The organism is Mycobacterium sp. (assembly GCF_047975165.1).
Classification (GTDB): domain Bacteria; phylum Actinomycetota; class Actinomycetes; order Mycobacteriales; family Mycobacteriaceae; genus Mycobacterium.
In genome coordinates this window covers 44,580-69,145 of record NZ_JBKECZ010000023.1, presented here as the reverse complement: position 1 = coordinate 69,145, position 24,566 = coordinate 44,580, and the positions used below count along the sequence as shown (strand labels likewise).

At 64.9% G+C, this 24,566-nt stretch carries 21 protein-coding genes, 1 tRNA gene and 2 pseudogenes; 12 read left to right on the top strand and 12 right to left on the bottom strand.

The window, feature by feature from the left end:
• Nucleotide 1 precedes the first annotated feature (1 nt).
• From ACK5M9_RS01495 to ACK5M9_RS01465, 7 genes are all read left to right on the top strand, one after another.
• A complete protein-coding gene (locus tag ACK5M9_RS01495) occupies nt 2–1,222 on the top strand; it encodes a cytochrome P450 (RefSeq protein ID WP_416891433.1) in 1,221 nt (406 codons plus the stop codon).
• A complete protein-coding gene (locus tag ACK5M9_RS01490) occupies nt 1,222–2,043 on the top strand; it encodes an SDR family oxidoreductase (RefSeq protein ID WP_416891432.1) in 822 nt (273 codons plus the stop codon). Before ACK5M9_RS01495 ends, ACK5M9_RS01490 begins: the two co-directional genes overlap by 1 nt.
• Nucleotides 2,044–2,102: 59 nt before the next feature.
• Nucleotides 2,103–3,455, top strand: a complete 1,353-nt coding sequence (locus tag ACK5M9_RS01485; protein WP_416891431.1) for a cytochrome P450 — start codon at nt 2,103–2,105, stop codon at nt 3,453–3,455.
• A 9-nt stretch (nt 3,456–3,464) separates the two neighbouring features.
• Entirely contained in the window at nt 3,465–3,707 is a 243-nt protein-coding gene (locus ACK5M9_RS01480; RefSeq protein WP_416891430.1) for a ferredoxin, read from the top strand.
• Nucleotides 3,707–4,252 carry a nuclear transport factor 2 family protein gene (locus tag ACK5M9_RS01475; RefSeq protein ID WP_416891429.1) on the top strand — a complete coding sequence of 182 codons (546 nt, stop codon included), beginning with the start codon at nt 3,707–3,709 and terminating at the stop codon, nt 4,250–4,252. Before ACK5M9_RS01480 ends, ACK5M9_RS01475 begins: the two co-directional genes overlap by 1 nt.
• A 218-nt stretch (nt 4,253–4,470) precedes the next feature.
• Nucleotides 4,471–5,598, top strand: a complete 1,128-nt coding sequence (locus ACK5M9_RS01470; RefSeq protein ID WP_416891428.1) for an NDMA-dependent alcohol dehydrogenase — start codon at nt 4,471–4,473, stop codon at nt 5,596–5,598.
• 52 nt (nt 5,599–5,650) lie between these two features.
• Entirely contained in the window at nt 5,651–6,040 is a 390-nt protein-coding gene (locus tag ACK5M9_RS01465; RefSeq protein WP_416891461.1) for a ketosteroid isomerase family protein, read from the top strand.
• A 3-nt stretch (nt 6,041–6,043) separates the two neighbouring features.
• Here the strand turns inward: ACK5M9_RS01465 and ACK5M9_RS01460 are convergent, their stop codons facing one another.
• The gene (locus ACK5M9_RS01460; protein WP_416891427.1) at nt 6,044–7,501 is read right to left on the bottom strand and encodes a hypothetical protein; all 1,458 of its coding nucleotides are present in this window, start codon (nt 7,499–7,501) and stop codon (nt 6,044–6,046) included.
• A gap of 142 nt (nt 7,502–7,643) precedes the next feature.
• Between ACK5M9_RS01460 and ACK5M9_RS01455 the strand changes: the two genes are divergently transcribed.
• Nucleotides 7,644–8,048, top strand: a complete 405-nt coding sequence (locus ACK5M9_RS01455; RefSeq protein ID WP_416891426.1) for an HIT family protein — start codon at nt 7,644–7,646, stop codon at nt 8,046–8,048.
• Between the two features lie 33 nt (nt 8,049–8,081).
• Here ACK5M9_RS01455 and ACK5M9_RS01450 read toward each other — a convergent pair whose 3' ends face one another.
• On the bottom strand, nt 8,082–9,491 hold the full coding sequence (locus ACK5M9_RS01450; RefSeq protein WP_416891460.1) for a sensor histidine kinase: 1,410 nt from the start codon (nt 9,489–9,491) through the stop codon (nt 8,082–8,084).
• A gap of 56 nt (nt 9,492–9,547) precedes the next feature.
• On the bottom strand, nt 9,548–10,270 hold the full coding sequence (locus ACK5M9_RS01445) for a response regulator transcription factor (RefSeq protein ID WP_416891425.1): 723 nt from the start codon (nt 10,268–10,270) through the stop codon (nt 9,548–9,550).
• A 148-nt stretch (nt 10,271–10,418) separates the two neighbouring features.
• Here ACK5M9_RS01445 and ACK5M9_RS01440 point away from each other — a divergent pair, with 148 nt between their 5' ends.
• Nucleotides 10,419–11,105 carry a hypothetical protein gene (locus ACK5M9_RS01440; protein ID WP_416891424.1) on the top strand — a complete coding sequence of 229 codons (687 nt, stop codon included), beginning with the start codon at nt 10,419–10,421 and terminating at the stop codon, nt 11,103–11,105.
• A 69-nt stretch (nt 11,106–11,174) separates the two neighbouring features.
• A tRNA-Thr gene (locus ACK5M9_RS01435) sits at nt 11,175–11,246 on the top strand.
• 295 nt (nt 11,247–11,541) lie between these two features.
• Here the strand turns inward: ACK5M9_RS01435 and ACK5M9_RS01430 are convergent.
• Nucleotides 11,542–12,672 carry a Fic family protein gene (locus tag ACK5M9_RS01430; RefSeq protein WP_416891423.1) on the bottom strand — a complete coding sequence of 377 codons (1,131 nt, stop codon included), beginning with the start codon at nt 12,670–12,672 and terminating at the stop codon, nt 11,542–11,544.
• 287 nt (nt 12,673–12,959) lie between these two features.
• On the opposite strand from ACK5M9_RS01430, the gene ACK5M9_RS01425 reads away from it, so the two are divergent.
• Nucleotides 12,960–13,196: an alpha/beta fold hydrolase gene (locus ACK5M9_RS01425; protein ID WP_416891422.1), complete on the top strand. Its 237-nt coding sequence runs from the start codon at nt 12,960–12,962 to the stop codon at nt 13,194–13,196.
• Here ACK5M9_RS01425 and ACK5M9_RS01420 read toward each other — a convergent pair.
• From ACK5M9_RS01420 to ACK5M9_RS01405, 4 genes are all read right to left on the bottom strand, one after another.
• On the bottom strand, nt 13,169–14,863 hold the full coding sequence (locus tag ACK5M9_RS01420) for a PE domain-containing protein (RefSeq protein ID WP_416891421.1): 1,695 nt from the start codon (nt 14,861–14,863) through the stop codon (nt 13,169–13,171). The genes ACK5M9_RS01425 and ACK5M9_RS01420 overlap by 28 nt on opposite strands.
• A gap of 104 nt (nt 14,864–14,967) precedes the next feature.
• Nucleotides 14,968–16,425, bottom strand: a complete 1,458-nt coding sequence (locus tag ACK5M9_RS01415; RefSeq protein ID WP_416891420.1) for a WS/DGAT/MGAT family O-acyltransferase — start codon at nt 16,423–16,425, stop codon at nt 14,968–14,970.
• Between the two features lie 116 nt (nt 16,426–16,541).
• The gene (locus ACK5M9_RS01410; protein WP_416891419.1) at nt 16,542–17,414 is read right to left on the bottom strand and encodes an alpha/beta fold hydrolase; all 873 of its coding nucleotides are present in this window, start codon (nt 17,412–17,414) and stop codon (nt 16,542–16,544) included.
• A gap of 82 nt (nt 17,415–17,496) precedes the next feature.
• The gene (locus tag ACK5M9_RS01405) at nt 17,497–18,186 is read right to left on the bottom strand and encodes a GAP family protein (protein ID WP_416891459.1); all 690 of its coding nucleotides are present in this window, start codon (nt 18,184–18,186) and stop codon (nt 17,497–17,499) included.
• Nucleotides 18,187–18,453: 267 nt separating this feature from the next.
• Between ACK5M9_RS01405 and ACK5M9_RS01400 the strand changes: the two genes are divergently transcribed.
• Nucleotides 18,454–20,100 carry an LCP family protein gene (locus ACK5M9_RS01400; protein WP_416891458.1) on the top strand — a complete coding sequence of 549 codons (1,647 nt, stop codon included), beginning with the start codon at nt 18,454–18,456 and terminating at the stop codon, nt 20,098–20,100.
• 371 nt (nt 20,101–20,471) lie between these two features.
• Here the strand turns inward: ACK5M9_RS01400 and ACK5M9_RS01395 are convergent.
• The 4 genes and pseudogenes from ACK5M9_RS01395 to ACK5M9_RS01380 all read right to left on the bottom strand — a co-directional run.
• Nucleotides 20,472–21,032 (bottom strand): annotated as a pseudogene (locus ACK5M9_RS01395) (GH12 family glycosyl hydrolase domain-containing protein); the annotation flags it as partial.
• Nucleotides 21,033–21,209: 177 nt separating this feature from the next.
• Nucleotides 21,210–22,154, bottom strand: a pseudogene (locus ACK5M9_RS01390) (PE domain-containing protein); the annotation flags it as partial.
• A gap of 497 nt (nt 22,155–22,651) precedes the next feature.
• Nucleotides 22,652–23,485, bottom strand: a complete 834-nt coding sequence (locus ACK5M9_RS01385; protein ID WP_416891418.1) for an SDR family oxidoreductase — start codon at nt 23,483–23,485, stop codon at nt 22,652–22,654.
• 46 nt (nt 23,486–23,531) lie between these two features.
• Entirely contained in the window at nt 23,532–24,413 is an 882-nt protein-coding gene (locus ACK5M9_RS01380; protein ID WP_416891457.1) for an enoyl-CoA hydratase, read from the bottom strand.
• Nucleotides 24,414–24,566 lie beyond the last annotated feature (153 nt).

Here is a 24,566-nt window from a genome sequence, read left to right as displayed (position 1 = left end):
CATGACCGTCCGTATCGCGACGCCCGAGGTGGTGCTGGATCCCTACGACTACGACTTCCACGAGGACCCCTATCCGTACTACCGACGGCTGCGAGACGAAGCCCCGCTGTACCGCAACGAAGAACTGGGCTTCTGGGCGGTATCGCGTCACGGCGACGTCCATCAGGGGTTCCGCAACAGCGTCACACTCTCCAACCGCGACGGCGTCTCGCTGGACCCGGTCTCCCGCGGGCCGCACGCGTCCAAGACGATGTCGTTTCTGGCCATGGACGACCCGGATCATCTGCGGCTGCGCGCCTTGGTGTCAAAGGGCTTCACCCCGCGTCGGATACGTGAACTCGAGCCGCGGGTGACCGAACTCGCAGTACAGCACTTGGATGCCATGATGGACAAGGCCGGGGCCAGCGCGACAGTCGATTACGTCGCCGAATTCGCCGGCAAGCTGCCGATGGATGTGATCTCGGAGCTGATGGGCGTACCGCTCGAAGACCGCGACAGGCTGCGTGCGATGGCAGACGGCGTCATGCACCGCGAAGACGGTGTCACCGACGTGCCCGCCTCGGCCATCGAAGCCGCGATCGACCTGATCGTCTACTACCAGGGCATGATCGCCGAGCGCCGCAAAAAACCATCCGAGGACCTGACGTCGGCGCTGCTGGAGGCAGAGATCGACGGCGACCGTCTCACCGACGACGAAGTCCTCGGATTCCTGTTCCTGATGGTGATCGCCGGCAATGAAACGACCACCAAACTACTTGCCAATGCCGCATTCTGGGGTCACAAGAACCCCGACCAGCTGACCCCGGTCTACGGCGACCTGTCCCGGGTGCCCCAGTGGGTCGAGGAAACGCTGCGCTATGACACCTCCAGTCAGATCCTCGCACGCACCGTCGCCGGACCACTCGAGTTGTACGGCACGACCATTCCCGAAGGCGACATCCTGTTGCTGCTACCCGGGTCGGCCCACCGCGACGAGCGGGTCTTCGACAATCCCGACGACTACCTGATCGGCCGCGATATCGGTTCCAGGTTATTGAGTTTCGGTAGCGGAGCGCACTTTTGCCTGGGTGCGCATTTGGCACGAATGGAAGCCCGCGTCGCGCTCACCGAACTGTTCAAGCGAATCCGCGGCTACGAAGTCGACGAGACCCGCGCCGTGCGAGTCCACTCCAGCAACGTCCGCGGATTCGCCCACCTGCCGATCACCGTGAAGGTCAAGTGATGCCGCGCTTCGACCCGCATCCGCAACGCCGACCCGCGATCGTAGCCGGAGCGTCGTCGGGAATAGGGGCCGCGACCGCGATCGCACTCGCCGCCCAGGGGTTTCCGGTGGCGCTGGGCGCCCGCCGGGTAGCCCTGTGTCAGGAGATCGTCGACAAGATCGTCGCCGACGGCGGCGAAGCCGTGGCCCTGCCCCTGGACGTCACCGACCCGGAATCCGTCGACGCCTTCGTGAGCCGGGCGAGCGAACGGCTCGGCGACATCGAACTTCTGGTCACCGGCGCCGGTGACACCCACTTCGGCAAACTCCACGAAATCGACACCGGGACGTTCGAGTCGCAGATCCAGATCCACCTGATCGGGGCGAATCGATTGGCCACCGCCGTACTGCCGGGAATGCTGGAGCGCAGACGCGGCGACCTCATCTTCGTCGGGTCGGACGTCGCACTTCGCCAGCGTCCGCACATGGGCGCCTACGGCGCCGCCAAGGCCGCGCTGGTCGCCATGGTGACCAACCTGCAGATGGAGCTCGAAGGCACCGGGGTGCGCGCCTCTATCGTGCATCCCGGACCCACCAAAACCGCCATGGGATGGAACCTGCCCCTCGAATCGGTGGGCCCCGCACTCGAAGACTGGGCCAAGTGGGGCCAGGCCCGCCACAACTATTTCCTGCGTGCCGGCGATATCGCCCGGGCAATCGCATTCATCGCCCAGACGCCGCGCGGAGGTGTCGTGGTCAACATGGAGTTGCAGCCCGAGGCTCCACTGGCCGCCGCCAAGGAGCGACACCAACTGAAAGTTCCCGAGACAGAGGACAATTAATGACAGCTCAACGTGTCGATACACGTTCACGACTCGAACACTAGCAAGGAGTGACCCCGATGCAGACAGCCACGGTGCCCCGGGTGTCCGGCGGCGACGCGGAACACGGCCATCTCGAAGAGTTCCGCACCGACCCGATCGGTCTCATGCAGCGACTCCGCGACGAATGCGGGGACGTCGGGTGGTTCCAGCTCGCCGACAAGCACGTCACCCTGCTGTCCGGCGCCGGCGCCAACGAATTCTTCTTCCGCGCCCCCGACGAAGACCTCGACCAAGCCGAGGCGTACCCGTTCATGACGCCGATCTTCGGCAAGGGCGTGGTGTTCGACGCCAGCCCCGAGCGCCGGCGGGAGATGCTGCACAACACGGCATTGCGCGGCGAACACATGAAGGGCCACGCTGTCACCATCGAAGGCGAAGTGCGAAAAATGGTGGCGGACTGGGGCGACGAAGGCGAGATCGACCTGCTCGATTTTTTTGCCGAGCTGACCATCTACACCTCGACCGCGTGCCTGATCGGCCTGAAGTTCCGCAACCAGCTCGACGACCGGTTCGCCAAGTTCTACCACCAGCTCGAACGGGGTACCGACCCGCTGTGCTACGTCGACCCGTACCTGCCGATCGAGAGCTTCCGCATGCGCGACCGGGCCCGCGAGGGTCTGGTCGCCCTGGTGCAGGAAATCATGAACCAGCGGATGGCCAACCCACCGACGGACAAACGCGACCGCGACATGCTCGACGTGCTGGTGTCGATCAAGGACGAAAACGGCGATCTCAGGTTCTCTGCCGACGAGGTGACCGGCATGTTCATCTCGTTGATGTTCGCCGGCCACCACACCAGTTCGGGAACGTCGGCCTGGACGCTGATCGAACTGATGCGCCACCGGGATTCCTATGCCCAAGTGGTCGCCGAACTCGACAAACTCTACGCCGACGGCCAAGAGGTGAGTTTCCATGCGCTACGCCAGATTCCGAAGCTGGAGAACGTCCTCAAGGAATCGCTGCGTTTGCATCCCCCGCTGATCATCCTGATGCGGGTGGCTCAAGGTGAGTTCGAAGTCGAGGGATATCCGATCCACAAAGGTGACTTCGTCGCGGCGTCGCCAGCGATCTCCAACCGAATCCCCGAGGACTTCCCGGATCCGGACTCCTTCAATCCCAACCGCTACGATAAACCGCGCCAGGAAGACCTGATCAACCGATGGACCTGGATCCCGTTCGGTGCCGGCCGGCACCGCTGCGTGGGTGCCGCGTTCGCCCAGATGCAGATCAAGGCGATCTTCTCGGTTCTGTTGCGCGAGTATGAATTCGAGATGACACAGACCGCCGATAGTTACCGCAACGACCACTCCAAAATGGTTGTGCAGCTCGCCAGGCCGGCCAGGGTCCGCTATCGCAGGCGCACCGGATAGGAGCGGTTCATGGCAAACGACGTACCCGGCGGGTTCCGCATCGAAGCGGACCTGGATCTGTGCCAGGGCCACGCCATGTGCGAACTCGAGGCGCCCGATTATTTCCGGGTGCCCAAGCGGGGCCAGGTTCAGATCCTCATCGAGGAACCCCCGGAAGGCGCGCGCGGCGAGATCGAACTGGCCATCCAAAGCTGCCCGACTCAAGCGCTGTTCATCAAAGAGCTGCTCATCAACGAGAAGGAATCCTGCTGATGCCCGCATTCCCCCGGGAGGAGCTGGAAGACTGGGTCCAGCGCTGGCTGGAAGCCAATCGGTCCGCCGAGCGCACCGGCGACTGGACGGCGCTGGCCGACTTCTATGCAGATGACGCCACCTACGGGTGGAACATCGGCCCCAAAGAGGACGTGATGTGCGTCGGTATCGACGAGATCCGCGATATCGCACTGGGTCTGGAGATGGCCGGTCTGGAGAACTGGCAGTATCCCTACCAGAAGGTCATCGTCGACGACAAGCAGGGCGAGATCGTCGGCTTCTGGAAGCAGATAGCGACCGATGCCGACGGCGTCACCTCGGAAATCTACGGAATAGGCGGAAGCTGGTTCCGGCTCAACGGGGATGTCAAAATCGAATGGCAACGCGACTTCTTCGACTTCGGACACGTACAGGCGCTCTACCTGGATCTGATGAAGACGGGAAAGCTCTCTGCGGGCATGCAGAAGCGTATAGAACGTAGCCTCGCGGGCGAGAAACTTCCGGGCTACTACCCCTTGGGTCAGGCACCCGCGCCGCTGTGGTGAGGCGGCCGGCCGCCCGGGGACGCGCCCCGATTCCGCAACGGGCACAATCGGGGTCGCGGGAGGCGGCCAGCCGCCCGGGGACGCGCCCCGAGAGGCAGATGTTTCGTCCAACGGTCTATCCTGACCAAAGGGTGTCCCGCGGCACCGGTGAAGGAAACTTCCAGACATCATGGGTCGCGCAATCCTAATTTCAAATGCGAAACGAGGTCCGGTCAATCGTGAAGACAAAAGGCGCACTGATCTGGGAATTCAACCAGCCGTGGACCATCGAGGAAATCGAGATCGGCGACCCGGGCAAGAACGAGGTCAAGATCCAGATGGAAGCGGCCGGGATGTGCCATTCGGACCACCACCTGGTTACCGGCGGCATCCCCATGGCAGGTTTCCCGGTGCTCGGCGGCCACGAGGGTGCCGGCATCGTCACAGAGGTCGGACCGGGTGTGGAGGACATCGCTCCGGGCGACCATGTAGTCCTCGCGTTCATCCCGTCGTGCGGAAGCTGTCCGGCGTGTCAGACCGGCATGCGCAACCTCTGCGACCTCGGGGCCGGGCTGTTAACCGGCGCTGCGATATCTGACGGCACGTTCCGGATCCAGGCCCGCGGTCAGAACGTCTACCCGATGACACTGCTTGGGACGTTCTCGCCGTACATGGTGGTGCACCGTGCCTCGGTGGTGAAAATCGATCCGTCGATCCCACTGGAAGTCGCCGCACTGGTGGGTTGCGGTGTCACCACCGGATACGGCTCGTCGATCCGCAGCGCCGACATCCGGCCGGGTATGGACGCGGCGGTCATCGGCGTCGGCGGCGTCGGCATGGCCGCGGTGCAGGGGGCCGTCGCCGCGGGTGCCCGCTACATCTTCGCCATCGATCCGGTGGAGTGGAAGCGCGACCAGGCGCTGAAGTTCGGTGCGACTCACGTCTATCCCGACACCGACGCCGCCCTGCTGGGTATCGCGGAGCTGACCAGCGGCCTGATGGCACACCGGGTGATCGTCACAGTCGGTGAACTGCAGGGTCGGGACATCGACAGCTACCTGAACCTCGCCGCCAAGGGCGGAACCTGCGTGCTGACCGCGATCGGCAGCATGGTGGACACCGACGTGACGCTGAACCTGGGAATGCTCACCCTAATGCAGAAGAACCTGCAGGGCAGCATATTCGGCGGTGGCAACCCGCAATACGACATCCCGCAACTGCTGTCGATGTACAAGGCCGGCAAGCTGAACCTGGACGACATGATCACCACCCAGTACCGCTTGGAGCAGATCAACGACGGCTACAAGGACATGCTGGACGGCAGGAACATCCGCGGTGTCATCCGCTACACCGACGCCGACCGGTAGCCCGGGCGACCCTGAAGGCTCGGCCACACCGCAGGCAACCCAATCCCCGGCGCTGACGGCATCGCAGGCGTCTTGGCGGTGCGTGCAGGCCCACGATCGGGCGGGCTGGCTGGCGCTGATGGCCGAAGACGTCGTCATCGAGGATCCGGTCGGCAAGTCGGTGACGAACCCGGACGGCACCGGGGTGAAGGGGAAAGAGGCTGTCGCGGCCTTCTACGACACCAACATCGCGGCAAACCAGCTGACCATCACCTGCGAAGAAACGTTCCCCTCCAGCTCCCCCCGCGAGATCGCCCACATCCTGGTGCTGGACAGCAAGTTCGACGGCGGATTCACCAGCTCGGTTCGTGGCGTCTTCACCTACCGTGTCACCGACGAAGGGCTGATCGACAGCATGCGAGGGTACTGGAATCTGGAGACGATGAAATTCGGCAGGGAATGAGCCTCAACCGATTCGAGTGATGCCGGTGATATTGCCCTGCATGATCTTTCCGCCCATCAGGATCATCGATGACGTTTGAATCGGGTCGCAGAGGATGGTGGCCGACTCAGGTTGCCGGTTCATCAGGGCGCCGGAGTTGGGGTCGATGGCCGCATAGGCGAAGAGATCGGCGGGCGTCGTAATGTCGAAGCCCATCCGGAGGATGGTGTAGATCAGGCCGTCCCCGGTCGACAAGTGCGGCAAGGCGGCGCTGCGAACCTTGCTCTCCCACACCGTATGGCAGCCGGTCCCCGAACTATCGACATCCACCCGCGTCATGCCGCCCACGAACGGCGCCGTCGGCGGCACCGCGGGACCGGCATTCGGCGGCACCGCCGGGTAGGGATAGCCGTAGGTGCTCGCGATGAACATCGAATTGCCGACCCCGATCGGCGAATTCTCACTGCCCGGCCCACCCTGGGTCAGAACAGGCTGCTGGCAGATCAGGTTGCCGGTGCCCGCTTGGTAGATCAACGCATGAACCTGGGGTGCCGCGTTGTCGACGATGGTCAGATAGTCCGAACCGGTGGGGCCGAAATATGTTGGGGAGGAGCCTGTTCCCCAACTCAGCATGCCAGGCTTGCGGGACGGGCCCCGGTCGTAGGTGTGACTCCACACGACCTGTGGGTTGCCCAGGAGATCCAGGTTGATCTCGTACAGCGCATGGGTGCTGGCCACCGCGACCCGGTCGGCCGGAGATGCCGAAATACTATTGGCCACCTGCTCTCCGGCCGGCAAGTGCAGGCTGGCCACGCCGCCGCCGGCTTTCGCCACACCCACCACACCAAAGGCGGTGGCGAACCAGACATTGCCCTGGTAGTCCGCGACCAGGCCCACCGAGCTGTCGCCGGGCCCGATCACACCCGACAGGTCGGTGGATTCGGCAACCACCAGGAGCCACTTGCCGTTCTGGTCCCGCAGGTGCGCGATCCGCAACAGATGATTCGTGCCGTCGATCAACACCATCTGGTTCTTGTTGTCCAGGTAGGCGTACACGCCGCCCAGCAGGCCCCCTTTGGCCAGTTGCAAGCTGGCCAGCGGGATGACCTGCGGCAGGATGCCGCCGGGATCGATCAGATGCAGTATCGGAGCCTGCCCGACGATGGAGGTGCACAGTGCCAGCACCAAACCGTCGGTGCCCTGGGTGATCGTCGGACACGCGGCCAGCAGCGGGTACGAACTGACCGGAACCAGGCGGGCACCGGGGCCGGGGAGCGGTCCCGCGTCGGCGGAACCGGCGTCATTGTGCATCGAAGCGAGTCCGTTGGGCGCCATGAACGGGTTCGGTGGCGCCAACGGGCCGAACGCGCCCGCCGCGCCGGCCGGTGCGATCGGGGGGATCAGCGTCGCCGCACAGACCATCAGCGCGGTAGCCAGCATCAAGGCAAACGGAATTGCAAACAGCGATCTGGGGAATCGCATAAAGTTCCACTCCCGCCAATTGAGTCATATCGGATTTTGATCGCGCTCGACCACGACACCGCAACCGTGCGTTAACGATTCGGCGTCACCGTGCCGCGGGGCCACCGGCGATCGGCGGGCCGGGCGCACCTATGCTGGGGCGATGGCGTCGATCTTCACCCGGATCATCAACGGCGAACTTCCCGGCCGCTTCGTCTATGAGGACGACGACGTCGTCGCCTTCCTCACCATCGAGCCGATGACTCAGGGTCACACTCTGGTGGTGCCGCGTGCCGAGATCGACCAGTGGCAGGATGTGGACGGCCCGGTATTCGCCCGTGTGATGGAAGTGAGCCAGCTGATCGGGCGGGCCGTGTGCAAAGCGTTCGATACCGAACGGGCCGGGGTGATCATCGCCGGGATGGAGGTGCCTCATCTGCACGTCCATGTGTTCCCCACCCGCAGCCTCGGCGACTTCGGCTTCGCCCGCGTCGACCGCAACCCGTCGGCGCAGTCGCTGGACGACGCACAGTCGAAGATAAGGGCGGCACTGGCCACTCTGGCGTAGTCGGCACGGCCGGGCCCGAGTTCCAGCGCGTCGTCAGTCGGCTTCCACCGACCCGTCGTCGACCCGCGGCAGCGTGACGCGGAAACAGCACCCTTCACCCGGAGCGGTTGTCACCGTGATACTGCCGCCGTGGGCACGCACCAGCGAGTCGACGATCGACAGTCCGAGCCCGCTGCCGCCGCTGGACCGCGCGCGGGACGAGTCGGTGCGGTAGAAGCGCCCGAATATCCGTTGCGCATCCTGCTGACCCATCCCGGGTCCGTTGTCGGCGACTTCGAGCAGGACATTCTCGCCTTCGGTGCCCACCCGTACCGTGACGTCGGCGGTGTGCGGGGTGTGGTGGATCGCATTGGCCACCAGATTGCTCAGCACCTGGCGCAGCCTTGCTTCTTCACCCAGCACCTCCGGGATGCCCGGACCGTCGAGCACCTCCATCGTGATGATGCGCTGGGGATCCAACGCCTGCCCGTCGTGCACGGCATCGCTGGCCAGCCCCAAAAGGTCCACCCGGTTCATCTCCAATGGCCGCTGTGCGTCCAACCGGGCCAGCAGCAGCAGGTCTTCGACCAGCAGGCCCATCCGGCCGGCTTCGCTCTCGATCCTGGAGAGCAGCATCGAAACGTCGCTGGCCGCCCCCTGCCGGTACAGTTCGGCGAATCCGCGGATGGTGGTCAAGGGGGTACGCAATTCGTGGCTGGCATCGGTGATGAAACGCCGCATCAAGTCCTCCGAAGCATGCGCCTTCTCTGCGGAGGTCTCCGAAGCTGCCACAGCCTTCTGGATCTGGGATAGCATGCCGTTGAGAGCCAGCGACAGTTGCCCCACCTCGGTGCGCGGGTCGCGTTCGGTGATGCGCCGATCCAACCGACCCGCAGCGATGTCGGCGGCGGTGTGTTCCACCTCGATCAACGGCCGCAGGTTTCGGCGTACCATCGCATAGCTGGCGAAGCCGACGGCCGCGAGCACCGCGACACCGATGCCCACCTGCAATGCGATCAGCAATTCGACGGTGCGATCGACGTCGGCCAAGTCAATGGCCACGGTGGTGACACCGCCGTAGGCTCCGCGCACGGTGACCGCACGCCACTTGATCCTCGACCCGCTGATCGACGCCACCGTCGTCGGAACGGGGCCGACGTCATTGTCGGCGGGCAGTGCCGGCTCGGCGTGACGGTCGTTGATGGCGGTCATCGTCTGGCCATCCGGGCTCACCGCCCGCACGAAGAACTTCGACGGCGGGCGCGACGCGTCGGGTCCCTCACCCCGCGGCCCGGCGTGTTTCCACGGGGACTTCGCCCAGGTGACAGTCGCGTCCATCAGCGTCGCGTCGATTCGCTCGACCAGGCTTGCCCGCAGGACGTAGGTGACCGTCGTGGCCGAGACCACCAACACGCACAGGACCAGCGCGATGGTGGCGGCAACCAGGCTCACCCGCAGTGGGATCCCGCGCCGATAGCCTCCCGCGGGCGTGCTCGTGCCGGTTGCACCTTCGGGTGCGCTCAGCGCGGCTCCCGCAGCACGTATCCGACGCCGCGCAGGGTGTGCAGCAGGCGCTTCTCTCCGGTGTCGATCTTGCGACGCAGGTAGGACACGTAGGACTCGACGACGTTGACCTCGCCGCCGAAGTCGTAACGCCACACATGATCCAGGATCTTCGGCTTGCTCAGCACCGTGCCGGCGTTGATCATGAAGTACCGCAGCAAGGTGAATTCGGTCGGTGTCATCGACACCGGTTCGCCGGCCTTCCACACTTCATGGGATTCCTCGTCGAGTTCAATGTCGGCAAACGTCAAGCGCGTCGCTCGAGGTTCACTGCCGACTTTACCGACTCGCTTCAGGATGACCCGCAGCCGGGCGACGACCTCCTCCAGGCTGAACGGCTTGGTCACGTAGTCATCGCCGCCGAGGGTCAGGCCGGCAAGCTTGTCCTGCAGCGAGTCGCGCGCCGACAGGAACAGCGCCGGCGCGTCGATGCCGTCGGCGCGCAACCGGCGCAGAACCTCCAATCCGTCCATCCCGGGCATCATCACGTCGAGGATCACCGCGTCCGGCCGGACTTCGAGAGCGACATCGAGCGCCTGGGTGCCACTCGAGGCGGAATGGACCTCGAAGCCCTGGAACTTCAGGCTCGCCGAGAGCAACTCGACGATGTTGTTCTCGTCGTCGACGACAAGGACGCGCGCCTCGGGGGCGGTCATCGCATTCGAGTCGTCCAGAGCCATCGGCCCAATCCGCCACCGCCAACGGGGCATCCAATTTCGTTATCAGGAGTCGGTTGGGAAGTCTACTAAATTCGCAGCGCCAGCAGTTGTCGGCTCGCCCGCGCACCCGCGCGAAAACGTCGACACGAATCACCAATAGACTCGCGGAATGAACCTCGTCAAAGCCGCTCTCGGCGCGGCAACCACCCCCGCACGTGCCGGTCTGGCCGCGGCGCAGGCAAGCCTCGACCTCGCCGGCGCGGCAATCGGAGCGGCCAAACAAGCACTTGGCGATACCAGCGGAGCCAGCCCGGCCGAAACGTTGACCAGCCTGCTGGGCATCGACGAAACACTGGAGCAGGTCAACCGCGTTGCAAACCTGTTCAACGAGGACACGCCGCTCGGGCGCGCCCTGGCACCCGACGGACCCATGGACAAGGTCCTCAGTCCCGGCGGCGTGATGGACACGCTGACCCAGCCCGATGGATTGCTGGATCGTCTGACCACCGAAGGCAGCCCACTGCAGCGGGCGTTGCAACCCGGAGGGCTCGCCGATCAGCTGCTGGCCGCCGACGGGCTGATCGACAGGTTGCTTGCCGAGGACGGCCTTGCCGAGAAACTACTGGCCGAGGGCGGCCCGATCGACCGGCTGACCGCGAAGAACGGGCCGCTGGAACAACTCACCGACATCGCCGACACGCTGGCCCGGCTGAACCCCGGGATGGAGGCGCTGGGACCGGCCATCAGCACGCTGCAGGAGACGGTCAGCTCGCTGACCGCGGTGGTCAATCCGCTGACCGCGATGGCCGACCGTCTCCCGATCCCCGGACGCAAGCCGCCCCGCCGGTCGTCGTAGCGGCCGGCGCGGTCGCAGCAAGCCAGGGACTCCCGGGAAAGACCCGCTAGGCTGGCACCGGCTTCACCGGCCTCCTTAGCTCAGTGGTAGAGCACTCGCCTTGTAAGCGAGCGGTCGTCAGTTCAATCCTGACAGGGGGCTCCCTCACCAGCAGAAATGCTAGCGGGCGCCCGCAGTCCGTCGGAAAGAGTGCGAGGTACACCAGCGCCGATCATCGGTCCGCGAGGGGTCGTTCGCGAGTGTAACGAGGCTGCGATTTCGCGGTCCGGATTTCGCTGTGGCGTTACGCTCGCGAGCGAGCGGGCCCGGTCCGAGCAGAACGCCCAGTACCCCAAACACCCCGCCCACGCTGCCCGAGGCAGCCTGACACGACTCAAATGGTTTGACGGGTTCCGCCATTCGTTCTCTTCCATTGCGATCCATCCGTTCCTAGTCATCAGCCTCCGGGGGTCTGAGCGAATTGTGGGTCTAGCACCTCAAGGATCTCCTCGGCGAACCAACGATGCCGAATGGGTCCCGACCCGACCTCGCGGACAATGCCTTTTGCCGTTAGCGAACGCAGGAGGTTGGTTGCACCGGGCTGACTTACACCGAGGTGTGCCTGGACCGCGCGCACAGTCATAACTGGATACGCAAAGAGCAGATCGGCCACTTCGATCGCCCGACTCCTAGTGCCCTGCAATGCAAGCCGATAACCCTCGCGGAGATCCGACAGCATCTCGGCTCGGTGCACCGCATCCGCGGCCTGGAGGGCGACGCCGGTCAGGAAGAAGTCCAGCCATTCGCGTATCTCGCCTCGCTCCCGCACGAACTGCAGTCGGTCGTAGTATTCGCCCTTCCTCAGGTCGAAGTAGCTTGAGATGTAGAGCAGTGGAGCAGGCAACCTCCCCTTATCCAGCAAATACAAGATGATGAAGAGTCGGCCGAGCCGGCCATTCCCGTCGAGGAATGGATGGATCGTCTCGAATTGATAATGCAATAGTGCGCAACGGATAAGCAATGGCAGCTTCGGTTGGTCGTCATGCAGGTACTTCTCCCAGTCGTGGAGCGCATTCCACATCTCCTCGACTGTCGGCGGCACGAAACGTGCTGTCGCCGGGCGATTGTCAGGCGAGGAAATCCAATTTTGGCTCTTGCGGAACTCGCCGGGAGTCCTTTCCTGCCCGCGCACATCGGTTAGCAGCAGCTCGTGCATCTCTTTTATCAGCCGAAGAGAGATTGGGAAATTGTCCTCCTTCAGTCGCTTCAAGCCGTGAGTTAGCGCGCGGATGTAGTTGCGGACTTCTTGGATGTCTGCGCGCGCTGCCTTCCCGGTGATTTCCGCATCGAAGACCTCGGTCACCGATGCTTGTGTGCCCTCGATGCGCGAACTCGCAACGGCCTCCCAGGTGATGTAGGCATTGACCAGCAGGTGCGGATCGAGAAGAAGTCTCCCCGAGCCTGCCAATCGCCCCAGCGCGGCGTCGGCTTCGGACAGGAGCATGATCGTCCCTGGGTCCAGGACCAGCTCTTTTGGCGCGGGCGCTGGAACAAACGCGTGGTAGGCAGCCGAGCCACCGGTTGACACCGCTCGGCCCCAATCAGGCGCTACAAATCTTGTTGGGTCCACCCTCCGAACCCATAACAAAACTGCAGTTGAGTTTTAGGCTGGTGGTATACCCGCAATCAGCGTTGGGGGATGCGGTCCGGGTGCGGGGTCACATCGTGCTGCGGCCGGGATCTTGCAGATCGATGAACACCGCGCCATCCCAATCCTGAGGCAGCCGAGTGGGCTTCACGACCCCCAGTGGCCGATCACCTCGGAACAGGCCGGGGAGTAGTCGGGTCTGCTACACACCGACCTGGCAGAACACAATGCGCGACCTTCGAACAATCGATTTGCACGGCGATCGCGTCGCGTATCGCGACGAAGGCGCTGGCGAGGTGCCGCTGCTGATCCACGGCGGCGGCGGCAGTTCGAGTAATCGGCGCGCGATCATTCCGGCGTTGTCCAGGAAGGTTCGCGTGATCGTGCTCGATCCGCTCGGTCACGCCGGAGCCATCAGCGGCCATGGGGATGCAACTCAGACCAGCGCGCCTGCCACATCCTGAGCCACCTCGAGGGGGAAGCTCACGACGGCCGAGCCGACCTCCTCCATCCCGTCGCGAAGCGCGCCCACCACCGTCGTCGGATCGCCGCTGGACAGCGACGTAAAGATGTCCCACGCGGCGTACTGGGGCGCCGTGATCAGATTCCGCACGTCGACGAACAGCTGAGTCGGCAGCGAAGGTGGCCCGACGGGCACCCCGGCCCAGCTGGTCATCGTCCAGCCGTCCCGAGGGCTGCCCTTCACCACCACGACGTCGGTGTTGTCCAGCGAGTGGGTCAGCATCAGTAGGGGATCGGGGTTGTCGACGGTCATCAGCGTCCCGACCTCGATGGTGAACGCACTCGAGTACGCCACGGCGGTGATGTTGCCGTCGGCAGCCACCACCGGGTTGGCCATCGCCGTGTCGTAGATCGTCTGGACCGCGCCGGTGAAGTTGCCGTTGAAAACGGCCCCGTTGATGTCGGTGGACAGCGGGGCCAGCATCGGGAACAGCGGCAAGCCGAACACCCAGGCAGCCGGGCCGATCACGTAGGGGGCACCGAAGGGCACCAGCGGCAGTCCGTCGAGGATGCCCGCGTTGATTTCGTTGAGCCCGGGCAGTTCCTGCGCGCTCAGCCCGGTCATGGAGAGCAGTGGCGCCGCGGTTTGCTGCGTCCTGGTCAGCTGCGAATCGACGATGCCGGCAAACGGTCCCTGCGGATCGAGGAAGCCCGCGACGTTCTGCGCCTGTTGCTGGCCGAGCGCGGTGAGGTCTACGCCGGGCACCGCGGTGTCGATCCAGCCGTCGGCATTGGCCGATGTCTGTCCGTGCCGCACGAAGTCGATCTGGATGGGTGTCGCGGGGCCCGCCGGGGGGCTGGTTCCGGCTCCGGGCACTCCGACGAACAACCCGCCCTGACCGCCCGCGCCGTCCGGGGCACCGGCCCCGCCCGTGCCGCCATTGCCGAGGAAAAATGCCTCGCCGCCAGCTCCCCCGATACCGCCCGCCCAGCCTGCGCCACCGGTACCGCCGTTGCCCATGAGCCAGCCGCCAGCACCGCCGAGACCGCCGGCCGCGCCACCGAACCCGGTTCCACCGGCGCCGCCGGTGCCGATCAGGCCGGCGTCGCCGCCGGCTCCGCCCGGTGTCGTCCCAATCATCGCGTCGTAGCCAGCGCCACCGTCGCCGAACAGGATTCCGCCGGGACCACCGGTGGGGCTGGCCGCCGTTCCGGGGGCGCCGTTGCCGATCAGCGCGCGCCCGAGAAGTGCGTTGGTGGGCGCGTTGACCACCGGGTCCACCGCCTGACCGATCGGACTGCCGATCCAGGATTGACCGGCCGCATGCACCGGCTCGTACACCAGCGACTGAAAGCCGCTCGCGACGGCCGCCTGCAACGGCAGCGCAGCCGCCGCGTCCACACCCCCGTACGATGCCGCGGCCGCGGTCAGGGTTAGCACGAACTGCCGGTGGTATTCCGCGGCCCGCGCTGCCACCACCTGGTAGTCGCCGGCATGCTCGGCGAACAGGGTCGCGACTGCGGCCGAAACTTCGTCGGCGGCGGCAGCGGCCAGTTGAGTTGTCGGAATGGCCGCCGCCGCATCGCCCGCACGCAGCGCAATACCCAATTGCGCCAGCTCGGTCCCAGCCCCGTCCAGGATGTCCGGCGTCACGCGCAGGAACGCCATCGTCAACCCTTCACTGCTATCACTTGTGGGCCATCATGCCGCGAAACCGGCGGCTGGACACAACTATCGACGGAGTTCGCGTCGGCGCCTCTGGTCGCGGCCGCTCAGAGGGCGCTCTCCAACTCGTCGAGTGCCTCGCCGGTATAAACAGCAAGTCGCTGCAGGTGCGGCAGGGTGTCGCGGCAGCCGACGAAACCGAAGTTCAACGTGTCGGCGTAACTCTGCAGGGTGACGTTGAGCGCCTGGCTGTGCACAGCGATCGAGACCGGATAGGAGGCCTCCATTCGGGAACCCCGAAGGTAGAGCGGATCCCGGGGGCCGGGCACGTTGCTGACGGTGAGGTTGAACGCGTAGGGCAACGGTGTCTTCACCCCGGTCAGCGTGCTGGCCAGCTGCATCCCGAACGGCAACAGCAGCGCCCCGGTGTATGCCATGATCGCGTCCCTGCTCATCGTGGCCAGCTCCGCCTTGGCCATGCGAGTCGAGGCTGTCACCACGCGCAGCCGCTCAACCGGGTCGGCGACGTCGGAGCCCACCGTCGCCAGAATCGCGGCGACGGCATTGCCGCCGCCCTCATCGTCCTTGGGCCGCACGTTGACCGGCAGCATCGCAATCAGCGACTTGTCGGGCAGTTCCCCGAGTTCGTCGAGAAACCGCCGCAATCCGCCGCCCACGATCGCCAACGAGACATCGTTGAGTGTCGCTTCGTTGGCGGCCCCGATGGCTTTCAGGCGCGCCAGCTGATACTGCTGTGTCGCGAACCGGCGGTTCCTGCTGATCCGGCCGTTGAGGATGGAGTGGGGCGCCTGTATCGAGCCGACGAGGTCGCCGTACTCCTTGTCACTGCGCACTTGGGTGTTGACCATCGACCTGGCGAAGTCCAGCGTGGATCGTCCCGCACCGGCGACCGAACCAACGAGGCCGCCGACGCCACTGGCAATGCCCCCCACACCACTCACCACGCCGCTCACGCCACTGAGCAGACTGCCGACGATACCGCCGGATTCTCCCGCGTCGGGGACTACCCGGCCCGGAGTGGGAATGTTGAAGAACAGCGGGTGTGTGGTGTCGTGCGGATCGGTCGACATGCTGCGCGCGAGCATCCTCTGCCCGCTGTACCCATCCACCAGCGCGTGATGCATCTTGACGTAGATCGCGAACCGGCCACCCTCGAGGCCTTCGATGAAATGCAGTTCCCACGGCGGCCGCCGCAGATCCAGCGCGTTGCCGTGCAGACGGGACACCAGGACGCCAAGTTCCCGCTCATCCCCCGGGCTGGCGAGCGCCGAGCGCCGCACGTGGTAGTCGAGGTCGAACTTGTCGTCATAAACCCACGCCTGGAGCGGGTTCGTCAGCATGTCCGGACTGCTGAGCTTCAGGTTCCACGGATCGACGACCTCGTTTTCGCTGCTCTCGTCGACGAGTTGACGCAGGAAGTCCGCGGGTGCATCCGGCGGCGGCGTGAATGGCATAAGCGCGCCCACGTGCATCATGGTGGCCGGTGACTCGGCATAGAGGAACATCATGTCCTGCGGTCCCAGCCGTCTGGCGGTTTTGGCCATCACTGCTCCTTAAATTCGCATCAGTCCATCGGGAAAGGCGTCGACAGCGATCTTTCCACCACTTGCCCGTTGCCCGCACCCCTGGGCCCCAACTGTTTCGACCTGTCGGGCGCCGATCAGCTCACGTCGGCGTTTCTATCCAGAAAATCCAGTACTGCCTCGGCAAAGACGTCGTTGCGATCCCCGGCGACCATGTGGCCCGCGCCGCGAACATCCGCGAATTCGACCTCCGGGAACCGCGCGAGGAATTCGTCGGCACTCTCCTGGCTGACAAGGTCGCTCATCTGGCCCCGAATGAGCAGCATGGGCAGCCCGCTTCGCAGGATCGCCGCCACCGCGGTGTGCATACGATCGGTGTCGACGACTTCCAGCGGCGGGAATTCGGCGGTGCCGTTGATGAACTGCGGGTCCCAGTGCCAGTACCAGCGGTCGTCCCGGCGGCGCAGGTTGGCGCGCAGGCCCTGCAGATCGGTGGGGCGGGGCCGCAAAGGGTTGTACCTGGCGATCGCGTCGGCCACCTCTTCGAGTGAGCCGAACCCGGAATCCATCCGGTCGGCCATAAAGGCGCGCACCCGGTCGGCACCGGATTGCTCCATGTTGGGCACGATGTCGACCAGGACGATCGCGCCGGCGATACCGGGTTCCAGTTCGCCGGCCAGCAGCATTGCGGTGAGTCCGCCGAGTGAGGCACCGACCAGCACCGGCCGTGGCGGCAACCCACCCAATACCGCCCCGACGTCGGCAGCGAACCTGGTCACCCGGTAGTCACCCGCATCGGACCATTCCGACTCGCCATGACCGCGCAGGTCGACGGTCACCGCCTGAAATCCACGGTCGGCAACCGCGGCGGCCGCGCGGCCCCAGGAGCGCCGAGTTTGCCCTCCGCCGTGCAGGAAAACCACGGCGCGGGCCGCAGGATCGCCTCGGCGATCGCACACGATGCGCACGCCGTCGGACGTGCGGGTGACAAACGAATCGGCTGCCGTCATCGTCAGAAAATACTAAGACGTCCTAATTGGGATGCGGGCACCCCGCTGCACTCGGAAACAGCCGGGTCGGGGCCCGGATTCCCTACAGTGCACGGATTCCGTTGTAAAACACCATCAAACCGATCAGGACGAGGACTGCAGCGAGCATTCCCGCATGGTTCTGCTCCATCCACGCCTTGAGTCGATTCAGCTGATCGTCGAGGCGATCCCCGGCGCCCGCGTAACCGAGAATGGGGATGGCTACCGTCGACGCCGCCAGGACGACGAACACCGCACCGAAGAACCACTTGCCGGTTGGATCCAGGCCGGTGGTACCAATGGCCACACCGCCCGCCAGGCATATCAGCAACACCTCCAGTCGCACCACAGTCAGGACCATCCCGATGAGGCCGGCCCGTACCGGGGTAAGGGAGTGGAAGGCCCGCATCCACCGCGGCGCCTCGGTGTGACCGTGCCGGCTGCACCAGCGGTAGACGCCGAACAGGATCAGCGCCGAACCCAGCACCACGCGTAGCCAGGAAGCCCAGGCCGGTGGTGACCCTTTCAGGCCGGTGAACATAGCGGCGCCGGCCACGAACAATCCGGTCACCCCGGCAAGCCCCGACGCCCAGCCACCGAGAAACGCCAGGCTTGTCACACGCGGTCGCGGCGTGTGCAAGACCAGCACCGCCGGGATAACCGTCAATGGTGAGACCGCGATAACCAGGGCCAGGGGAACGAGCTTGGTAATCAGCGAACCCCAATTTCCTGTCACGACCAGCAATCTTCCCATTGCGCGCCTGGCCGCGCCGCACCGCCCGGGGAATGGCCGTGTCATGGCGACGATGATTGGAATCCGCCCCGCCCGTCCGGGACGGGGTGGCCCCGCCCACTGAGACCGCGGACGGCCCTGGTGGCGCCGGTGAGTCTGCGCACAGTGCGGGAACGGAGCTGGGGGATCCGCGGCCGTCTGCCGCATACTGGACGGCATGCCTAGAACGACGACACCGCACATCACCGGCCGCGCACCGGCCGGTGCGCCGGTGCCGGGCCGGGTGCGCTGATGGCAGGTTCCGGGGGGGCTCACCGCCTCCGACTGAATCAACGCCCCACCCGGCGGCGGTCGAGTATGTTCCGACGGCTGGCGCGCACCCTCATGGCCTTGGCTTCCATGGTCGCCGTAGGGATGACCGGAGCCGGGTACTGGGCCGCCCACGGCGCGCTCGGCGACATCACCATCTCGCAAGCCCTGACCGCCGACGATCCGCGATCCAGCGGCGACGGCATCAATATCCTGCTCATCGGGTTGGACTCGCGCAAAGACCAGGACGGAAACGACCTACCCTGGTCGGTCTTGAAGCACCTGCATGCCGGCGATTCGGACCAGGGCGGCTACAACACCAACACGCTGATCCTCGTGCACGTCGGCGGCGACGGCAAAGTGGTCGCTTTCTCCATTCCTCGCGACGACTGGGTACCGTTCAGCGGAGTGCCCGGACCCGACCACATCAAGATCAAGGAGGCCTACGGGCTGACCAAGGGCTACGTCACCGATCAACTCGCTGAGCAGGGTGTCACGTCCCAGCGCCAACTCGAGGCCCGCGGCCGTGAAGCAGGCCGGGCCGCCACACTGCGGGCGGTCCGCAGCCTGACCGGTGTGCCCGTCGACTATTTCGCCGAGGTCAACCTCGCCGGCTTCTACGACCTCGCCCAGGCCCTGGGCGGCGTCGAGGTGTGCTTGAAGCACCCCGCCTACGACTCCTACTCCGGAGCCGATTTCCCGGCCGGACGCCAGCGACTCGACGCGGGTGAAGCCTTGGCGTTCGTCCGGCAGCGGCACGGGCTGGAAAACGGCGATCTCGACCGGACCCACCGGCAGCAGGCCTTCCTCTCTTCGATCATGCACGCCCTGCAGGGTTCTGGCACTTTCAGCAACCTCGATCGGCTCGACGACCTGATGGCCGTCGCCCGGAAGAACGTCGTTTTGTCAGGGGGCTGGGACGAAAACCTGTTCCGCCGGTTGGGCGAATTGGCCGGCGGGGATGTCGAATTCCGCACCCTGCCGGTGGTGCGCTACGACAATATCGACGGCCAGGACGTCAATATCATCGACCGGGCGGCAATCAAAGCCGAGATCGCCGCCGCGTTCGGGAATGCGGTCAGCCCGTCGACGACCGCCACCACCTCGGCGAAGCCGAACCCGTCGACGGTTGTAGACGTGGTCAACGCGGGCAGCGTCAAAGGCATGGCCGGCCGGCTCTCGAACGCCCTGACGCAGCGCGGATACACCCCCGGCGAGGTCCGCGACCGCGAAGAAGGCGAGCCAACCTCCACTGCGATCCACTATGGAACGGGCGCGGAGGGCGACGCGCGTGCGCTGGGCGCCGCGATCGACGTCAACGCCCCCAAAGAGTCCGATCCCGGGATCGCTCCCGGGCACATTCGGGTGACCGTGGACACCAACTTCTCACTGCCGGCCGCGGACGAGGTCGCCACAACTACAACACCGACGACGACTGCGACCACCCCCGCGACGACGACAGCCACGCCAAGCCCCTCATCCACGTCCACGTCCACGTCCACGTCCACGTCCACGTCGACGCTGCCAATGCAGAGCGGCTACTACTACGACGGCTATTTCACGACGTATCCCACACCCGATGAGGGCAACCCGATCGACGGCGCAGGAGTGCCCTGCGTCAATTGATGCCGACGGGGTCAACCGGCGACGATCGGTCGACGCGACGATCCCTCGACGGTGGTCAGTCGACGGTGGTCGAGAACGAGTCGACCCCGAGTCCCACGCCACCGTTCCCCCTGAGTTCGGACATTCTGCCTGGTACCTAGGCGTGAGTGCGAGTCGTTCGCGAGCGTAACGTGGCTGCGATTTCGAGCTCCGGATTTCGCCATGGCGTTACGCTCGCGAGCAAGCGGGCTGAATCTCGGAGACCGTTTCCGAAGTCAGGAGGGCAAGCCGATCGACGGCGCAGGAGTACCCTGCATCAATTGATGCCGACGGGGTCAGCCGGCGCCGATCGGTCGACGCTAGGCCCCTCGACGGTGGTCAGTCGACGGTGGTCAGTCGACGGTGGTCGAGAACGAGTCGACCCCGAGTCCCACGCCACCGTTCCACGGTTCGAAGCCTGCTTGGATGCTGGTCAGGTACCAGGAGTCGTCGATGGCTTCCATGGTGCGGGTGTGGTCGACGAAGTCCAACACGTCGAAATCCCACACTTCGATCGGGGCCGAGGAGACATAGGACATCACATTGTTCTGTCCGTTGCTGCCGTCCCAGACGACGAAACTCTTCCCATCGATGGTGGTGTTCCCGACGGGCGCGCCGACCGGCTGAATGGGGCCCTGGTGGTTGAACCAAATCATGATCTCCTGCTGATTGACACCGGTGGTCTTCGGCGTCGGATCCAGCCAGATGTCATACGAGGCATTCCAGGTACCGCCGGTGACGTAGTTGTAATCGATGCTGCTGGTGGCGGTTTCAATTTGACCGAGCTGGATCGGCATTGTCGTGCCGGTCGATGCGTTGCCGTAGTGCCAGCCCGAATAGATCGACGGATACCCCAGCGGCGCCCCGTTGGTCGGGGCGGATCCGTTTTCGGCGGTGATGGTGAACCCGTTGCTCGCGACGGTGACGGCTTGGCCGCCGGGGTTGTTCCACGCATTGTTCTGCACCACGTAGCCGCCGGGGAGGGTTGTCGTCCCGTACTGGGTGGAGATGACGGTTCCGCCGGTCGGCACCGTAGGCGCGGTCGGGTTGGTGGGCGTGGTCGGGTTGGTGGCGACGGGGCTGCCCTCGAGCAGCAGATTCGTCGGTGGTGAATAAGCGCCGGTCAGAGCAACCTGGAAACCGGCGCTGACAGAATCCCCCGGCGCGATCGTCGTGTTGTAGCTCTCAGGGCTCAGCGTGTACTGCTGGGATCCTGCCGGCGGTGAGAGGACGGCATCCCATGCATTGGTGATCATCGAACCCGTGGGCATGTCGAACCGCAATTGCCAATCGGCAACCGGGGCTGCACCCGCATTGGTGATCGTGTAGTTCGCGGTGTAGCCACCATCCCACTGCGCCGTCGTCGCATAGGTCGCCGACAAGCCGTCCGGAGTCGTCGCTCCTGCCGGCGGGCCAGGATCGGTCGGGGTGGTCGGAGTTGTCGGGGTGGTCGGGTTAGTCGGCTCCGTCGGGTTGGTCGGGGTCGTCGGCTCCGTCGGGTTGGTCGGAGTGGTCGGGGTGGTCGGGTTAGTCGGCTCCGTCGGGTTGGTCGGGTTAGTCGGCTCCGTCGGGGTGGTCGGAGTCGTCGGCTCCGTCGGGTTAGTCGGGGTCGTCGGCTCCGTCGGGTTGGTCGGCTCCGTCGGGTTAGTCGGGGTCGTCGGCTCCGTCGGGGTGCTCGGGCCCCCGGTCAGCAGGCTGACGACACCCTGGAGCTGACTCTGCACCTGGCTTTCGAATTGCCGCAGGGAGGATGTGACGGTGACTTCAGCATCCGAATACCACCGCGATCCCGAGGCCAACGTCTGGCCGAACAACGATTGAAAATCGGATATCCGCGCGCTGATGGTCTGGTACTCAGCAGCATACCGATTGAGCAATTCGGCAATGGCCGCCGACACTTCGTCGGCAGCAGCGGCTGCGATTCCCGTCGTCGGCACCGCAGCCGCGACGTTAGCCTCCTGCAATGCCGTTCCGATCTCGGTAACCTCGGCCGCCGCCGCTGCCACATTCGACGGATCAACGATCACATACGCCATATATTATTCCTTGGATCGCACGCCAAATAAGGCGCCATTTCGAAGTAGTATCGAATGTGCGGAGACCCGGACGATAGCGACAGTACCACCGAGTTATCGGTCTCAAGCACCGTCAATCGTAAATTTCAGAGAAATATTAAATACGCCCATTGTCAAGTCATTTTACAAGTTGAAAATTCGGTCCATAAATGAAATTTGACATCCCACGTTGTCCATTCCAGGCCATCCGGCATTGGGGCTACGGGCTACGGGCTACGGGCTACGGGCTACGGGCTACGGGCTACGGCAACCAGATCTCGCCGACCCCGCCGAAACCTCAAACCCGACTTTGGCCACGGTCTTCGAGATTCAGCCCGCTTGCTCGCGAGCGTAACGCCAGGGCGAAATCCGGGGCGCGAAATCGCAGCCACGTTACGCTCGCGAACGACTCACAGCCCCTGAACCCCACCGGCGCGAAAAATCGAGGCTGGGTACTGGGCAAAATGTCCGAACTCAGGTCAAAGCACCCCGCGCATGGCCTCGGCACCGAATATCGGCTCCATCATGGCCGTGTAGTCCGGGCCTCGCCGCACCATCTGCCCGCCGTCGACATTGATGCATTGGCCGGTGATGAAGGCGGCCGCATCGCTGAGCAGGAACATCGCCAGGTTTGCCACGTCCTCGACCTCGCCGAACCGCGGCAGCGGCGTGCACACGGCGTAGTCACCACTGATTTCCGGCGACTGGATGACACTGGCGTCCACCAGATCGGTGCGGATCAGGCCCGGCCGGACACTGTTGACCCGCACCCAGGACGCCCCGAGTTCGTCTGCGGCCAGCATCATCATGTGGTCGATGGCCGACTTGGTCACCCCGTAGGGGCCGAACCAGCGGTGGGTGTTGCTGGCGGCGATCGAAGATATGCCGACGAACGACCCGCCGCCGCCGCGAACGAGCTCACGCGCAACGTGCTTGAGCACGTACATGGTTCCGTTGACGTTGAGGTCGACCGTGCGGCGCCACGCCTCGGAGTCGGTGTGGGTCAGCGGTCCCACTGTCAGCGATCCCCCCGCACTGTGCACTGCCCCGTGCAAGCGGCCGTTCCACGCCGTCGCCGCATCGACCGCCCGGACCACCTGGTCTTCATCGGTGACGTCGGCGGGCTGGTAGCGGATCGATCCCGGCAGTTGCAGGTCCTCGATCTCCCTTACCGCCCCGGCCAGCCGGTCGGCGGATCTGCCGATGATCATCACTGACGCCCCGCCACTCACCAGCCCGGTCGCCACCCCCCTACCGATCCCGCTACCGCCACCGGTGACCAGGTAGGTCCGGTCCTGAAAGGAAAGCCGCATCGGAACCCCTCGACTAGATCAACCAGTACTTGTGCGAACACCCACGCTACGGCGCATCCCGGCGGGCCAGCGCAGTCGGCTTGGCGGTGCGCCAGTCCTCGACGTCGGGCGGCAGGCCGCACGGGAATTTGTTTTCGTTGTGCGCCGACCAATGCGCATGCCCCAGCTGGTGAATGTGGAACGCATGACGCAGCGCCTCGGTGAAGCCCATCGCGTCGGCTGCGGCGTTAACCGAATCCTTGACCAACAGCGATGCCATCGTCGGCCGTTCGGCAATGCGGCGCGCAAACGCCAGTGTCTTCTCCGCCAGTTCGTCGAGCGGAAATACCTTGGACACCATGCCAAGCTGATATGCCTCGTCGGCGTCCAACGAATCCCCGGTCAAGAGGAGTTCTTTGGCTTTGCGGGCACCGAATTCCCAAGGGTGGGCATAATATTCGACACCGGGCATACCGAGACGTACGGCAACCACGTCGCTGAAGCGCGCATTGTCGGCCGCGACGATCAGATCGCAGGCCCAGATCAGCATCAGGCCCGCCGAAATAGCGTTGCCCTGCACCTGAGCGATAGTGATCTTGCGCAGATCGCGCCAACGGCGGGTGTTCTCGAAGAAGAAATGCCATTCCTGCCGATAAGTCTTCTCCACGACCGGCGCCACGGTGGCTCCGTGCGAGCGAAAGGTGGGGTGCTGCTGCGGCCCCGGCTTGCGTTCCAGAATGGCCGCCTCCGAGCCGAGGTCGTGGCCCGCGGAGAAATTGCGGCCGCGGGCCGCCAGGATCACCACGCGAACGGCGTCGTCGGCCTCAGCGCGGCTGAATGCATCGTCGAGCTGCACCAGCAGCGTTCGGTTCTGCGCATTGTGCGCCTCGGGCCGATTCAGCCATATCCGGGCGATGCGCCCCTCATCGAGAGTCTCATAGGCCACCATCTCGCGAGCCTGGTGCTCACCGGTGGCGGCAGCGTTGGGCTGATCGGAAAGAGCCACTTGCCCACCTCACCTGTCACATCGTGTGCTCGCTACAGATTACGGTCCGCAGGTAAGCGGGCGGCCACGGGGCTTGACCGGATTGTGCGGTCCAGA